Genomic DNA, 14,976 nt, shown 5'->3' with positions numbered 1-14,976 from the left:
TTTAAATTGTATCGGCTAAGCGAAGTAATACTTAAGTATATCAATAGTTCATTTCAGTTCAGGTCTGACTTGGCTGTGCTTAGTCACATTTGTAGAAAAAATTGAGGCATCATGGCGAAAGCAAAACGAGCGTATGTTTGTAATGATTGTGGCGCGGACTTTCCCCGTTGGCAGGGGCAGTGTAACGCATGTGGTGCATGGAATACGATAACAGAAGTACGTATCGCAGCATCGCCAACCGTTGCTCGCAATGAACGCTTAAGCGGCTACGCTGGTTCCGCAACAGAAGCTACGGTTCAAACGCTATCCGAAATTGATCTGCAAGAAGTACCTCGCTTCACCAGTGGGTTTAAAGAGCTTGACCGCGTGTTGGGTGGTGGTGTTGTACCAGGTGCCGCAATTTTGATTGGTGGTAACCCTGGCGCTGGTAAATCAACCCTTCTGTTGCAAACCATGTGTAGTTTATCTGCGCAAATGCCAACGCTTTACGTAACCGGTGAAGAGTCATTACAGCAGGTGGCAATGCGTGCTTCCCGATTGGGCTTGCCGAAAGATCATTTAAAAATGCTATCGGAAACGAACGTCGACAAAATTTGCCAAATCGCCGAAAAAGAGCAGCCTCGTATAATGGTAATAGACTCGATTCAGGTGATGCACGTTTCTGATGTTCAATCGTCGCCTGGCAGTGTTGCTCAGGTACGTGAATCTGCGACGGCTCTGACACGATACGCAAAACAGAATAATGTTGCGGTATTTATTGTTGGTCACGTAACAAAAGATGGTACCCTTGCGGGCCCCAAAGTTCTTGAACACATTATCGACTGTTCGGTACTACTCGATGGTGGAACGGATAGCCGATTCCGCACTTTGCGTAGTCATAAAAACCGTTTTGGCGCTGTGAATGAGCTTGGTGTCTTTGCAATGACAGGCCAAGGATTGAAAGAAGTGAGTAACCCATCAGCGATCTTCCTTTCTCGTGGTGAAGAAGAAACATCAGGCTCTTCCGTCATGGTGGTTTGGGAAGGCACGCGCCCTCTGCTAGTAGAGATTCAAGCGCTGGTGGATTACTCGCAGTTAGCCAACCCTCGTCGTGTTGCGGTCGGCTTGGAGCAGAACCGCCTATCACTTTTGCTCGCTGTGTTGCATAAGCATGGTGGCTTACAAATGGCAGACCAAGATGTCTTTGTTAATGTGGTTGGCGGTGTTAAGGTGACGGAGACGAGCGCTGATCTTGCTTTAGTTATGGCGCTTTTATCGAGTTTTCGTGACCGTCCACTCCCTAAAGATGTGGTGATTTTTGGTGAGGTAGGGCTTGCGGGCGAAATCCGTCCAGTGCCAAGTGGGCAAGAGCGTTTGAATGAAGCGTTCAAACATGGTTTCAAGAAAGCCATCGTGCCAGCAGCCAACATGCCGAAAGGTGGCATCCCTGGCATGCAAATTCACGGCGTTAAGAAATTGTCGGAAGCTATAGAGGCTTTTGACGAGCTGTAATGCTCATAAGAATGGTATTTGTGCAATCACAAACTGTTCTATCCGTCCTCAATAAAATGCGAATAAAGTACATAAATTGCTGTGTTTGACTATGCTTTGGGGACGGAAATTTCACGTTAAAATTTTTTTTCTTCCATCCGCACGCAAGGGTATCAGTATTGACAGAATGTGATATACTCTGCGCGCACTTTATACCTTATTAACAGAGTAAGACAATGACTGATTTATCAAAATACAGAAACATTGGTATTTTTGCTCACGTAGACGCGGGTAAAACTACCTCTACAGAGCGTATCCTAAAGCTAACTGGTAAGATCCATAAGATCGGTGACACTCACGACGGTTCAACTACTACTGACTTCATGGAGCAGGAAGCTGAGCGTGGTATCACAATCCAGTCTGCAGCAACAACTTGTTTCTGGAACGATCACCGTCTAAACATCATCGATACTCCTGGACACGTTGACTTCACTATCGAAGTTTACCGTTCTCTAAAAGTACTTGACGGTGGTATCGGTGTATTCTGTGGTTCTGGTGGTGTTGAGCCTCAGTCAGAAACTAACTGGCGTTACGCTGACGAATCACACGTATCACGTCTGATCTTCGTTAACAAACTAGACCGTATGGGCGCAGATTTCTACAAAGTTGTAGATCAAGTACAGAACGTACTAGGTGCTACACCTCTAGTTATGACTCTACCTATCGGTATCGAAGAAGATTTCGTAGGTGTTGTAGACGTACTAAGCCAACAAGCTTACGTATGGGATGAGTCTGGCCAACCAGAGAACTACGAAGTTCAAGATATTCCAGCAGACATGGTAGAAAAAGCTGCTGAATACCGTGAAATGCTAATCGAAACTGCTCTAGAGCAAGACGAAGATCTAATGATGGCTTACCTAGAAGAAGGCGAAGAGCCATCTCTAGAAGACATCAAACGTTGTATCCGTAAAGGTACTCGTGATCTAGCATTCTTCCCAACTTACTGTGGTTCAGCGTACAAGAACAAAGGTATCCAACTTATTCTTGACGCGGTAATTGATTACCTACCATCTCCAACAGAAGTTGATCCACAGCCTCTAACTGATTCAGAGACTGGTGAGCCAACTGGTGAAGTTGCGACTGTATCTGCAGACGAGCCACTACGTGCTCTTGCATTTAAGATCATGGATGACCGCTTCGGTGCTCTAACCTTTATCCGCATCTACTCTGGTAAGATGAAGAAAGGTGACACAATCCTTAACTCTGCAACTGGTAAAACAGAGCGTATCGGCCGTATGGTTGAGATGCACGCGGACGAGCGTAACGAGATCGATTCAGCACAAGCTGGTGACATCATCGCTGTAGTTGGTATGAAGAACGTTCAAACTGGTCACACTCTATGTGATCCTAAGCACGAATGTACTCTTGAGCCAATGATCTTCCCAGATCCAGTAATCTCTATCGCAGTTAAGCCTAAAGATAAAGGCGGTTCTGAGAAGATGGGTATCGCGATCGGTAAAATGGTTGCAGAAGATCCATCATTCCAAGTTGAGACTGATGAAGATTCAGGCGAAACTATCCTGAAAGGTATGGGTGAACTTCACCTAGACATCAAGGTAGATATCCTTAAGCGTACTTACGGCGTTGAGCTAGAAGTTGGTGCTCCACAGGTTGCTTACCGTGAAACTATCACTCAAGCAATCGAAGATAGCTACACGCACAAGAAACAGTCTGGTGGTTCTGGTCAGTTCGGTAAGATCGATTACCGCATCAAACCAGGTGAGCCAAACTCTGGCTTCACGTTCAAATCAACAGTTGTTGGTGGTAACGTACCTAAAGAATTCTGGCCTGCAGTTGAGAAAGGCTTTGCGTCAATGATGGAGCACGGTGTTCTAGCTGGCTTCCCTACTCTAGACGTTGAAGTTGAACTATTCGACGGTGGTTTCCACGCAGTTGACTCTTCAGCTATCGCTTACGAAATCGCAGCGAAAGGTGCATTCCGTCAGTCTATGCCTAAAGCTGGCGCGCAACTTCTTGAGCCAATCATGAAAGTTGACGTGTTCACTCCAGAAGATCACGTTGGTGACGTAATCGGTGACCTTAACCGTCGTCGTGGTATGATCAAAGACCAACAAGCAGCGTCTACTGGCGTACGTATCAAGGGTGATGTACCTCTATCAGAAATGTTTGGTTACATCGGTACTCTACGTACTATGACTTCTGGTCGTGGTCAGTTCTCTATGGAGTTCTCACACTACGCACCATGTCCAACAAACGTTGCAGAGCAAGTAATTGCTGACGTTAAAGAGCGTAACGCTAAGAAGTAATTCTTAAGTTAACTCTATAACTTGAAAGCCCCGCTTAGTGCGGGGCTTTTTGTATCTAGCAGTCTTATACGCAGAGCGTGTTTGTTTTGATGATTGTTATGATGCCGTTCTAGTACTGTTGCCTTTTAGGTCAATGGTCTTAAAGTCTGGTACCACTGACTTTTCAAATATTTCTATTTCTTCCTTCAACCATTGCGCAAACAATTGAGCTTTAGGTCTTTTTAAGTAGCCTTTTGGCGCACACAAGTAATACGCAAAGTTGGGCTTGATAGCGATATCTCCAATTCGGACCAATTTGCCAGAACGAAAATATTGATGAGCTAAACTGTGTTTTACCAATGCGACGCCTTGAAGTGATAGTGCAGCCTCAAGCACGAGATGTGATCCACTGTATTTTAAGGTAGGCTTTGCTGCGCTGTGACCCAAGGCTGCTAACCACATATTCCAATCAAGATCAGGCCAAACATCTTCAATCAGCTCAGCTTTGCTTAAATCCTCGATGTTATAGATCCCGTGCTCTTTCTGATACACCGGATGACAAGCAGGATAAAAAGCTTCGTCCATCAGCCATTGTGATTCTAAATTGGGATATTTTCCTAAACCGTAACGAACACATAAATCTATCTGGCTATCTTGAAAAGACACCAAATCATTGGTTGGTTCTAATAGCAAGGCGATATCAGGGTGACGCTGGCGAAAAGCCGTAATTTTCGGGACCAACCAATGATGAGCGAAAGAGGGGAGTGTTGATATCGAAAGGTGGTTCGGGTTTGGATCTTGATTGACTAATCTAACCCCTTGCTGCAAATGAGCAAACCCTCTTTCTGCCTGAGTAAACAGTAGCTCTCCCTCAGGTGTGAGCACGATTTTTCTGTGCTGACGAACAAATAGGTCCGTGCCTAAGAACTCTTCTAAATGACGAATTTGCTGACTAATGGCCGCTGGCGTAACAAACAGTTCTTTTGCTGCCGTTTTAAAGCTTCCTTCCTTTGCTGCAACGAAAAAGTAATACAAGCCCTGTAAGGGAGGCATTCGATCTTTCACATTAGTTTTCCTTAACTCTATGGCAGATTCTATCGTTTGAGGATATCAGCGTAGTCGCTGATTATTAAGTGGTCAACATTGTATAGGGATCTTTGAAATGGAAAACATGACACACACTTGTGAGCGTACTATACCTACTGCCCATCAGAGCGGGTTACAGTTAATTTATTCTAAACTGGCGGCTTGGAGAAGGAACTATAAGACACGTCGTCACTTGAGAGAGTTACCAAAGCACCTTTGGGACGATATTGGATTAGGTGAAAGGGAGATTAGTTGTGAAGTGAGTAAGCCATTCTGGAGAGAGTAGTCTATGAGTTTGATTCAAGCTCAAAGTTAAGTTGCACTCCCCAATGGTGTTGAGGAGTGCAAGCAAAATTACAAGTCTTCTTCCCACACGACCAATTCATCTTTTGGCCAATTGTGGCCTATCTCATGATACTTTTGTTCGAGCACATGACGTTTAATTTTAAGCGTTGGCGTCAGTACGCCATTTTCTATACTCCAAGGTTCTTTAATCATTAACACACCTTTGATTTGCTCATGAGAGGCGAGTTCTTGATTCATCCTGGCAATAACTTTACGTGTGGTACGTGCGTATCGCTCTCGATCAAAGTTAGGGAAGTCATGTGGCACAACCAAAAGAATCGGAGCGGGTAGCCCTAAACCGATGAGACACATCATCTCTACGCGACTGTACTCGAAAAGCTTTTTCTCGATAGGAACCGGAGAGACAAATTTACCTTTGGCGGTTTTGAAGTTATCTTTTTTACGGCCTTGAATCGTTAGATAACCATCTGAGTCGATAGCGCCGATATCGCCTGTGTGTAGCCAGCCCTCTGAATCAAAAGACTCTTGGGTGGCAATGTCATTTTTGTAGTAGCCAGAAAATAGCCCTTTGCCACGCACCATGATTTCATCATCAGCTGCGATTTTTAACTCAATGCCTGGCCCTGCATTACCGACACTACCGATTTTGTCAGCTCTAAATGGGTAGTTGAGCGTGCTGTAGGCAAATGATTCCGTCATCCCCCAAGCCTCTGTGATATCAAGGCCCACTGAGTGGTACCATTCCAACAGCGCTGGCGATACAGGTGCGGAGCCACAGCCTAATACTCGAGCCTGATCTAAACCTAGACCATCTGCTAGCTTTTTCTTGATCAAAGAATTGACGAATGGGATTTTCAACAGAATATTGAGCTTCTTCTGTGGAAGTTTGTCTTGAATACGTTGCTGGAATAGCGTCCATAATCGTGGGACGGAGATAAACAGAGTTGGTCGGTGCATCTTCACATCTTCGATAAAAGTGTCCAGTGATTCTGGAAATGCTGTTGGCACGCCACCCATAATCGATGAACCGAAGATATAAACACGCTCTGTAATATGAGCGAGCGGTAAATAAGAGAACAATCGGTCGTTTTCTTGGATACCAATATGATTGATAAGTTGCTGAACAGACCAACTGAATGCGCCGTAAGTTAGCATCGCGCCTTTCGGTAACCCTGATGTGCCTGAGGTATACACCAACGACATTAGCTTGTCATCGTAATGCTGCGGACGCTCTTCACTTGGCACTGCATCAGCAATGAGCGCTTGGTATTCGTGCTTACACTTAGGTGCCGTGTCATAAGGTAGAGCGATGCTAATGAGTTCAGGCATAGCATCAATGACTTGCTGAGTTGCTTTGGGATCATCGAGTTTTCCGCCAATGATCGCTTTACTTTCACTATGAGTCACACAGTATTCGATGGTGTCTGCACCGGCGGTAGGAAAGATTGGCACACTGACATAGTCACCAAGCATCATAGCAAGATCGCAAATAAACCATTCTGCACAGTTTTTAGATACTAACGCGACTTTGTCGCCAGGCTTTACACCAAGCGAGCGTAGTGCGCTGACAAGTTTTAAGGCTTGATCTGCAACATCAGAGAATGTGTACTCAACAAACTGTCGGTTAATAATTTGTTTTAGGTAGACCTCATTTGGACGCTCTTGAGCCCATTTGAGGATCATTTCATTTGGTGGTGGGAGAGCGCAACCAGCAGCGCTATTTAGATTCGGCTGATTCATTTTAAGTGACTCCATGTCTTCTCATTGTATTTATAATTGTTAACGCATTGTTAACTTTAGCATGTTAAATCGCGACACGGGAATGCATTTTGATGAAATATGTGGGGAAGATAGCGTTAGTTGTTCTGACAGTTGCTACAAATAAAGCCTAAAACTGCTGTCGATAATTTGCTGGAGACAGACCTGTTTTTTTCTTAAAAATTCGAGAAAAGTAAGAAACGTCTCGATACCCGCACTGATAAGCAATGTAAGCAATTTTCATCGATTCATTTTCAATTAGCATTTTCTTAGCTAATGAAATGCGTTTCGCCGTGACATAATCACGAAAGCACATACCCACTTTACGGTGGAAAACTTTGGAAAAGTAGTTCGGCGAGTAATGACAAAGAGCGGCTGCTTCCTCTTCTCTTAGGTCCTTATGAACGTTATTGGCGATGTAATGGACTACGTCTGAAAAGTTTGACTTGCCGCTTCGAGAGAAAAGTTTATCTACCGAGATTTGTTCTTCGTCTACTTTACTATGCAAAAAGTATTTCAATTTTATTTGTGAAAGCCAGATAGGAAGAGTGAGCTCGTTCAACTTATAATATTCCGCACAAATATGCTTGGGCGGCAAGTGAGGAGCCGTATCTTTTGGAGATACGACGATTAGTTTTTTGTCGAGGTTTTTACAGAGCGTTATAACACCTTTCAAGTGCTCTTGATGATCACAGGTTATGTAGTAAAAGAAATAGCTATGTTCTTTATCACTGAGGACTGAGATATCTTTACTGCAGTCCATAATGTCAAAGCACCCATCAAACTCACAACGAAATTGTTCCGGCAGCGAGCAAAGGGTCTCTCCTATCCAGTAAGCTTTGGTCTGTTTATCCATATGAATCCTGCTCAGTACGTACTACACCAATGTTAGTATGCATTGAGGTCAGTCGAGCCTCATTCCTTGAGCTTCAGACCTCACCCTTTCGTTTATTAAGCTTAGGCTTATATAGTCATACTGCAAGTGTGAAATGTGTCACATAGCTTACAGTGATGTGTCTTATTTATGATACATTTCGTCTCTGAAGCGCAGACAGGCAAGAAAGTACTAACCTTTGGCAAAAAAGTCCTAACCCCCCTAATTCTTGATGACTAATGTTTAAGCATGATTCGGGTGTATATGATACCTGCGTCATGGACAAGCGAGATTTGGTTAAATAAAGGGGATAATCTTATGGATAACTTTCGTAATCTAATCAAGGACTTCATGGAAGACGAAGAGGGGCTAACACTTTTGGAGTATATCCTAGGTGCGGCACTAATTGTTACTGCATTCTTGACTTCAGGCTTCTGGACAACCTTGTCTAACAAGTTCACTTCAGTAGCTGGTCGTATTAGCTCTTCGTAATGGTTAGCGAGTTAATTATTTGGTCATTACTTATTGCGATTGGAGTTTCAGACGCACAGAAACACAGAATACCGAATAAAGCGGTACTTATGCTTTTGGTTGCAGTAACTGCAAACGTAATTTACAACCCAGCCACAACTGGTTTGGATCATTTATATGGTGGGTTGGTTGCGTTTGCGGTGTGTTTCGCGCTGTATCTTTTCAAAGTAATGGCTGGAGGAGACGTTAAGTTACTCGCCGTCATAGGGGCATGGTTGGGATTGAGTAACCTTGGGGAAGCGTCTACCGGGATAATACTCGCTGGAGGCATTGTCGGCATTTTTTATCTAATGCTACATGTGTCATCGACTAGTGTTGCTCTATCACATCAGATTAAAGGGTATTGCTTAGAAAAAGTAACACCAGGTTTTAGGTCCAGTAAGCCGTTGGTCATTCCATTCGCGCCGATAATCGTAATTGGATTAGCTTATTTTTCCTATACCCACTAAATAAAAATAATAAATGGCATGCAGCATCAGTTGGCTAAGCAACTTCAAGGAGGGGAAGTGTGATGGGCTCTGTGTATTGGGAAAAACTCGTGCCACAAATAAATCCACCAAAAGTACCTTCATCGGTAGAAGGTCTTGGCATACCTGCTTCAGTCGTTGAAAACTTAGTGTTGAAACACCTGTCAGCTTATCCGAAATGTGATTTGATCGAGTTAACACAGCGGTTATGTGTGGTTTCAAATATTGTTGAACTTGCTTTGGCGCAGTTGAGGAAACGAAGCTGGGTTGAGGTATATCAGCCTACATCTGAGAAGCTAAACCATTCGTACTCGAACATTCGTTATAGTCTAACGGAGTTAGGACTTGCGGAAGCAGACATTGCATATAGAAAAGATCCGTATATCGGTCCTGTTCCAGTTTCTTTGGAAGAGTATTGGACCGTTGTTGAAGGACAAGATCTACGCAAAAACCCTGTTACCCGTATCGATGTAGAGCGTGCATTATCTGATGTTTTTGGCTCGGATCACTTAGTTCCTGTTCTCGGACCTGCTATCAACTCTGGACGAGCTTTGTTGCTTTACGGCCACGCGGGTACTGGTAAAAGTTACGTTGCATCAAGAGTGCTCAATGCAATGAACACTTCGGTGTTTATTCCTTACGCCGTATATGCCGATGGCAACATCATCAAAGTGTTCTCAGAGCATCATCACCGTCGTTTAGACAACTCCCATTCTCAGGTTTTCGTTAAGTTGGAAACCCATTACGACAAACGCTGGGTTCTTTGTGAAAGACCAAACATTCAAGTGGGCGGTGAGCTGACATTGGAGATGCTTGAGGTAAACCACAGCGAGCATAATCGTGTATGGATTGCGCCACTTCAAATGATGGCTAACAACGGAATCTTAGTGATTGATGATCTCGGTCGTCAGTCAATGCCTGTTGATGCCTTGCTAAATAGATGGATCGTTCCAATGGAATACTTATTTGACCATCTGGCGCTGCCAAATGGTCAACAAGTAACGGTGCCATTTATGCTTACTTTGGCATTCTCATCCAATTTTGCACCAAGCAAAATTGCTGACCCTGCTTTTTTACGCCGTCTGGGGTACAAAATTGAGTTTAAGCCACTTGGTGATGATGACTACAAAGCGCTTTGGTTATCGCTGTCCAAAGACTTGCAACTCGCGTTGTCGCCTGAATTCTTTGACACATTAAATCAATTGCACCGTGAAAATAAAATGCCTAATTATCCATGCTTACCTAAAGATCTTTTGGGCATTAGCAGGGACGTTCTCGTTTTTGAAGGAAAACGAAAAGTCGTCTCATCAGACATTTTAACTCGTGCCTGGGGACTGTATTTCACAGTGGATGAATAGGGAGATCTAAATTATGAGTCGGACTCAAGTCATCATGCTATTGCTACTCTCCATTGTTTTCGGCCTTGCTGCCGTGTTGATAGCTAAACAATGGATGGATGGCAGAAACCAACCAACAGTCGAGTTAGAAGAGGTCGAAAGGCATCCCGTTTTAGTTGCCGCCATGGAGCTAGAACCAGGAACTATTCTCTCTGAGAAACATTTGTCTACTAAGCTCATGGAAGTGGACTGGATAGATGATGAAACATTGAAAGTAAAAGAACAGGCATTGGGAAGAATCGTTGCCAATACTATTTACGCGGGTGAACTTGTTAACCCTCATCGCCTTGCCCTACCTGGTGAAGGCGCAACACTTGCTGCATTAATTCCAGAAAACAAGCGAGCAATCACTATTCGCGTAAATGACGTTATCGGTGTGGCAGGTTTTTTGTTACCAGGCAACAAGGTCGATGTCCTGAATACAGTGAGTTATGGACAAGGTAAAAACGCCACAACAAAAACAGTGCTTAAAAATATCAATGTTCTTGCGGTGGACCAAACAGCCAAAACGAATGATAACAAACCCGTGATTGTACGCGCTGTGACTTTAGAAGTAACACCGAAAGAGGCAGAAAAGCTCTTATCGGCGAACAGCAAAGGCGATATACAGCTTGCTCTGCGCAACCCTCATGAAGTGGATAAACCTGTTGTAGCAAGAAAATACACGCCACGACCTAGTGTGACCATTATTAAGGGATCTCAGGCATCCAGTGTCCGAGTCAGCAATTAGGTGAATTATGAAAACAATAATATTACTTGTTAGCCAGTTACTTTTCGTCAGCTTGTCTGTTAACGCAGCTACGGCGCAGTCAGGAAAAGTCGTAACCGTTGCACATCACCAATCAACTCAATTGATGATATCAGGCCAAGCAAAGAAAGTGACGTTAGGGGATCCAGAAGTCTTGGATATTTTAGTGCTCAGATCGAACGAGCTGTTTCTTATTGGTAAGAAGTTAGGTACCACGAATGTGTCGGTGTGGGATCGCAGAGGCCGATTAATTGAGCAGTTTAACGTGGAAGTCACGCATGATCTAAATACGCTTAAGTCGAAGCTTTATCAGTTCTTGCCGGATGAAAATATCGAAGTGCACAGTGCGCAAGAAAAAGTGGTACTTAGAGGCTTGGTCAGCAGTCAGCAAAACATGGACACTGCAGTCAAAATTGCTGAAACCTTTGCTTTGGGTGAAGCGGCAGATGAAGAAGATGATAGCTCTAAAGATGATGAAAGTATGGTCATCAATCTACTTTCTATTGGTGGTGCTCAGCAGGTGACGCTAGAAGTTACCGTTGCCGAAGTACAGCGCACACTTGTAAGACGCTTCGACTCAAACTTCCACTTTTTCCAAAGAAGTGGGGACTTTACTTGGGGTGGTACGACTGCTGGTGGCGGTATTGATGGCATTGGACCGATTTTGAACGTCCCAACAGTCGAAGATTTCGGTTTTCTCGGATCGTTTATCGACAGCAATACCTTATTTACCTTTGCGCTTGATGTGGCGAAGCAAAACGGCGTAGCGAAAGTGCTGGCAGAGCCTAGCCTTACCGCATTAAGTGGTACGCAAGCCGAGTTTGTCGCTGGTGGTGAATTCCCAATTCCAGTACCAAATGAAGATGGCATTACCATCGACTACAAAGAGTACGGTGTTCAACTCGACTTTGTTCCGTTTATTTTGAGCGATAAGAGAATCAATCTCAAACTGAACGTCAATGTGAGTGAAATTTCCAATTCTGGTGTGTTGACGTTTAATCCAAACGAAGTGAATGCCACTTTCTTTATTCCACCAATCACAAAACGAAGTGCTGGTACAACGATTGAGCTAGCAGATGGTCAAACCATTGGTATTGCGGGGCTATTGAGTGAAAACGCGCGTAACGTTGCGAATGGTATACCTGGTGCGAGTGATCTACCTGTGTTAGGCCGCTTGTTTAAGAGTGAAGAATTTACCTCTGGGGAAACAGAACTAGTCATTCTGGTTACTCCTCGATTAGCAACCCCAATTGATCGACGTCGAATCACGCTACCAACAGATGGTTTTGTTGCTCCAAACGATGTGGAGTTCTATTTGCTTGGTAAAGGTGCTGAGTTGGATTTCGATAGGTACCAGCTAAACGACATTAGTGAAGAAGATACTAACAACAATTTTATTCAATACGGTTCGTCAGAAGGTGGCTCTGAGGGCAAGTTTGGGCACAGTCTATAAGTGGGAGAACAAGATGAAAAGCATAATGATAATGACCATTTGTTTCACATCATTCGGCTTGTTTGGCTGTGCGAATGACCCCGAGCTTGGTATCTCGGTTAGCCAGCTGCGCGCTGAACAAACTCTGAATCCAGAAGCCTGGTATGAGAATTTGGGCTACTTACCGGAAGGTAGTGGTGAGCGCACACAAGTTAGCTTAGAGGTATATAACAACAATGGGGTAGCCAAAGATGATTAAGTGATACGTTCACTTAGGAGGGGCTATGCGAAGGAATATGCATATAGCGCCAAGGAGAGCTCAGAAAGGGATTACCTTGGTATTAATTAGTTTAGTTTTATTATTTTTACTTGGCGTTGCAGCCTTTGGTATTGATTTGAATCACCAAGTACTCAATAAAACAAGACTACAAAACGCGGTCGACTCCGCTGCATTAGCGGCTGCGGTTGTCGTCGATGAAAGGACCGACGCGGCAGATTTGGCTGAGCGGCTTAGTTTAGCGACGCAGGCGGCGAATGATGCTCTGACTCATTCTGCTGCGTCTGATGGTAACCAAGAATTAGTTTACACGGGGGAAAACATAGATGTAACTTTCTCAAATTCGAACGCTAAAGGCTCATTTGTTGAAGCTGGAGAGTTCTCTTTGGGCAGTGACAGCGACATCTATGTTCGTGTTGCCGTTAGTAATGTTCTTTTGACACAGTATTTAAGTGGCATGTTTGGGCTCGACAAAGGGGTGTCAGCAAGTGCTGTCGCAGGACCAAGTGCGCCAAGCATTACTACATGTAACGTGTCGCCTATTGCTATGTGTGGCGATGTAGGCTCAGCTGATCTGGCGTGGGGATACATTCCTTCTTCAAACCCAAACTACAATGGCGCACAAGATCGAGATGCTGACACTATTCATGTATTGAAACCATCAGGGCACACGGATGGTGGCATTGGTTCGGGTAACTACCACCTTTTAGACTTTGGTTCCGGTAAAAATACAGTAAGAGAAATGCTGGCAGGGGATACTGAGGAGTGCATAACAGTCGGTGATTTAGTCACAACAGAGACTGGTAAAGGTACGGGACCAGTAGCTCAAGGTCTAAATACGAGATTTGATGGGGGTAAGCCAGATGAAGGCATTACTTCAGATAAGTACATCGAAGAGTCCAACGTAACATACGACAATTACCAACAACAATATCAGGATGCGGAAGATCCGGCCGTTGATAACGATGCGTTTTATTATGCCGATTATGTCGAAGGGTTAGCCGCTTGTACGGGGGGGCCTGGCGCGTGCAAGTCGCAATATTACCGAGCGGATGGGAAAACCGATCGAAGGGTATTACGAGTGCCGATCGTTCGTTGTGATGAAGCTCCAAAAAAAGGCGGCAAGATGGATTTAGAAGTACTGGGCCTAGGATGCTTTTTTGTTACTCAGGAAGTGCAAAACAAGGGGAATGAATCGGAAATATTCGGTCAGTTTCTAGAGGATTGTACGGTAAAAAATGCGTCGTCTGGGGTAGATCCGGATGAAGATGGAGTTGGGCCATACAAAATCGTTCTATACAAAGACCCGTCAAGTGGAGGGTCTTAATATGATGTACTCCAATAGAAAGCATCAGATGAAAAAGATGGCTAACCAGAAAGGACTGGCAATTATAGAGTTTATTCTTGCATTGCCAGTGCTACTGATGCTGACCGTATTAGTTATCGACGTGAGCCGAGCTTTTATTCAATACACAGAGGTCAACAAAGCGTTGCAAAATGGCGCACGGTATGCCGTGGTTGATACTTATGGCACGTTAGATTTTGAAGGTATAGCTGAAGAATCTGATATTAAAAATGTGGTGATCTATGGCACGCCGAGTGGCGTTGGTACGCCGGTAATCGACTATATTGAAGCTGCTGACATTATTGTGACTCAACCAACGGACACCAATAAGGTTGTCACCATATCGGCTACTTATAATTATGAGCCTATTTTCTCAACCTTACCTTTTACCGGAACCTCTTTGGCTTTCAGTATTGGCTCTTCTGCGTCAATGAGGACTAGCCCATGAAACAATGGATAAGGAAACAGAAAGGACTGACCCAAGTTGAGTTTTCGTTAATTGCACTTGCGGTAATGTTAGTACTGTTCATGATTATTGAGTTTGCAATCTACTTTTATTCAGTGCAAATGGTCAACGAAATTACCAGGCGAGCGGCACGACTTGCCACGGTTTGTTTTATTTCTGAACGTGATGAAATACCTAATCATCAAGCTTTGGAGAGTCTATATCCTTCAGGTTTTACCGCTAATAATTTACAAATCGAATATTTAGACGATACAGGTGCAACTGTTGATGTGTCGGATTTTTTGAGTACTCCACCTGCAGCATCTACAGTGTTAGATGCTCAGTTTTCAAAAATAAAATATGTTCAAGCAAGAGCAGTTGATTATGAATTTAAGTTTTTTGTGTTAGCTGCGCTTATTAGTGCAGTAGGAAAAACGCCTGCTTTTGAAACTGTATTGCCGGCAGAAAGCTTAGGTGTATTAAAGCCTGAAGCTGATAACCCTGCTGTTTATTCGGATTGTTCCGCGGAGTAGC

General features: G+C 44.0%; 15 protein-coding genes. 12 read left to right on the top strand and 3 right to left on the bottom strand.

Annotated features, from left to right (window positions below; all coding sequences use genetic code 11):
• Nucleotides 1-111 precede the first annotated feature (111 nt).
• Nucleotides 112-1,491: a DNA repair protein RadA gene (radA, locus tag R7Q46_RS07575; RefSeq protein ID WP_005386443.1), complete on the top strand. Its 1,380-nt coding sequence runs from the start codon at nucleotides 112-114 to the stop codon at nucleotides 1,489-1,491.
• A 215-nt stretch (nucleotides 1,492-1,706) separates the two neighbouring features.
• Nucleotides 1,707-3,797, top strand: coding sequence for an elongation factor G (gene fusA / locus R7Q46_RS07570; RefSeq protein WP_005386444.1), 2,091 nt, complete (start codon nucleotides 1,707-1,709; stop codon nucleotides 3,795-3,797).
• A 96-nt stretch (nucleotides 3,798-3,893) separates the two neighbouring features.
• Here fusA and R7Q46_RS07565 read toward each other — a convergent pair whose 3' ends face one another.
• A complete protein-coding gene (locus tag R7Q46_RS07565; RefSeq protein WP_213871655.1) occupies nucleotides 3,894-4,841 on the bottom strand; it encodes a LysR substrate-binding domain-containing protein in 948 nt (315 codons plus the stop codon).
• A gap of 97 nt (nucleotides 4,842-4,938) precedes the next feature.
• On the opposite strand from R7Q46_RS07565, the gene R7Q46_RS07560 reads away from it, so the two are divergent.
• Nucleotides 4,939-5,148 (top strand): DUF1127 domain-containing protein, encoded by a 210-nt coding sequence (locus tag R7Q46_RS07560; RefSeq protein WP_005380156.1) that lies wholly within the window; start codon nucleotides 4,939-4,941, stop codon nucleotides 5,146-5,148.
• A 68-nt stretch (nucleotides 5,149-5,216) separates the two neighbouring features.
• Here R7Q46_RS07560 and R7Q46_RS07555 read toward each other — a convergent pair whose 3' ends face one another.
• Nucleotides 5,217-6,908, bottom strand: coding sequence for an AMP-binding protein (locus R7Q46_RS07555; RefSeq protein ID WP_031779037.1), 1,692 nt, complete (start codon nucleotides 6,906-6,908; stop codon nucleotides 5,217-5,219).
• 148 nt (nucleotides 6,909-7,056) lie between these two features.
• The gene (locus tag R7Q46_RS07550; RefSeq protein ID WP_130545037.1) at nucleotides 7,057-7,782 is read right to left on the bottom strand and encodes a helix-turn-helix domain-containing protein; all 726 of its coding nucleotides are present in this window, start codon (nucleotides 7,780-7,782) and stop codon (nucleotides 7,057-7,059) included.
• A gap of 336 nt (nucleotides 7,783-8,118) precedes the next feature.
• Here R7Q46_RS07550 and R7Q46_RS07545 point away from each other — a divergent pair, with 336 nt between their 5' ends.
• The 9 genes from R7Q46_RS07545 (at nucleotide 8,119) to R7Q46_RS07505 (ending at nucleotide 14,975) form a co-directional block, all read left to right on the top strand.
• Nucleotides 8,119-8,292, top strand: a complete 174-nt coding sequence (locus R7Q46_RS07545) for a Flp family type IVb pilin (protein ID WP_031781043.1) — start codon at nucleotides 8,119-8,121, stop codon at nucleotides 8,290-8,292.
• A complete protein-coding gene (locus tag R7Q46_RS07540; RefSeq protein ID WP_031781044.1) occupies nucleotides 8,292-8,780 on the top strand; it encodes a prepilin peptidase in 489 nt (162 codons plus the stop codon). The genes R7Q46_RS07545 and R7Q46_RS07540 overlap by 1 nt, the downstream gene beginning before the upstream one ends.
• A gap of 62 nt (nucleotides 8,781-8,842) precedes the next feature.
• Entirely contained in the window at nucleotides 8,843-10,156 is a 1,314-nt protein-coding gene (locus tag R7Q46_RS07535; RefSeq protein WP_165401630.1) for an AAA family ATPase, read from the top strand.
• A 13-nt stretch (nucleotides 10,157-10,169) separates the two neighbouring features.
• A complete protein-coding gene (gene cpaB, locus R7Q46_RS07530; protein WP_005386448.1) occupies nucleotides 10,170-10,925 on the top strand; it encodes a Flp pilus assembly protein CpaB in 756 nt (251 codons plus the stop codon).
• Between the two features lie 7 nt (nucleotides 10,926-10,932).
• Complete coding sequence (locus R7Q46_RS07525) at nucleotides 10,933-12,396, top strand: type II and III secretion system protein family protein (RefSeq protein ID WP_005386449.1); 1,464 nt, start codon at nucleotides 10,933-10,935, stop codon at nucleotides 12,394-12,396.
• Between the two features lie 13 nt (nucleotides 12,397-12,409).
• Complete coding sequence (locus tag R7Q46_RS07520) at nucleotides 12,410-12,634, top strand: hypothetical protein (RefSeq protein WP_031781045.1); 225 nt, start codon at nucleotides 12,410-12,412, stop codon at nucleotides 12,632-12,634.
• Nucleotides 12,635-12,659: 25 nt separating this feature from the next.
• On the top strand, nucleotides 12,660-13,979 hold the full coding sequence (locus R7Q46_RS07515) for a pilus assembly protein TadG-related protein (protein WP_137282334.1): 1,320 nt from the start codon (nucleotides 12,660-12,662) through the stop codon (nucleotides 13,977-13,979).
• A 1-nt stretch (nucleotide 13,980) separates the two neighbouring features.
• Complete coding sequence (locus R7Q46_RS07510) at nucleotides 13,981-14,445, top strand: TadE/TadG family type IV pilus assembly protein (protein WP_031781046.1); 465 nt, start codon at nucleotides 13,981-13,983, stop codon at nucleotides 14,443-14,445.
• Nucleotides 14,442-14,975 (top strand): TadE/TadG family type IV pilus assembly protein, encoded by a 534-nt coding sequence (locus tag R7Q46_RS07505; RefSeq protein WP_005386454.1) that lies wholly within the window; start codon nucleotides 14,442-14,444, stop codon nucleotides 14,973-14,975. Before R7Q46_RS07510 ends, R7Q46_RS07505 begins: the two co-directional genes overlap by 4 nt.
• Nucleotide 14,976: the final 1 nt, after the last annotated feature.

This window comes from Vibrio sp. 811 (assembly GCF_033339195.1).
This window is presented reverse-complemented; position numbering and strand designations above follow the sequence as displayed.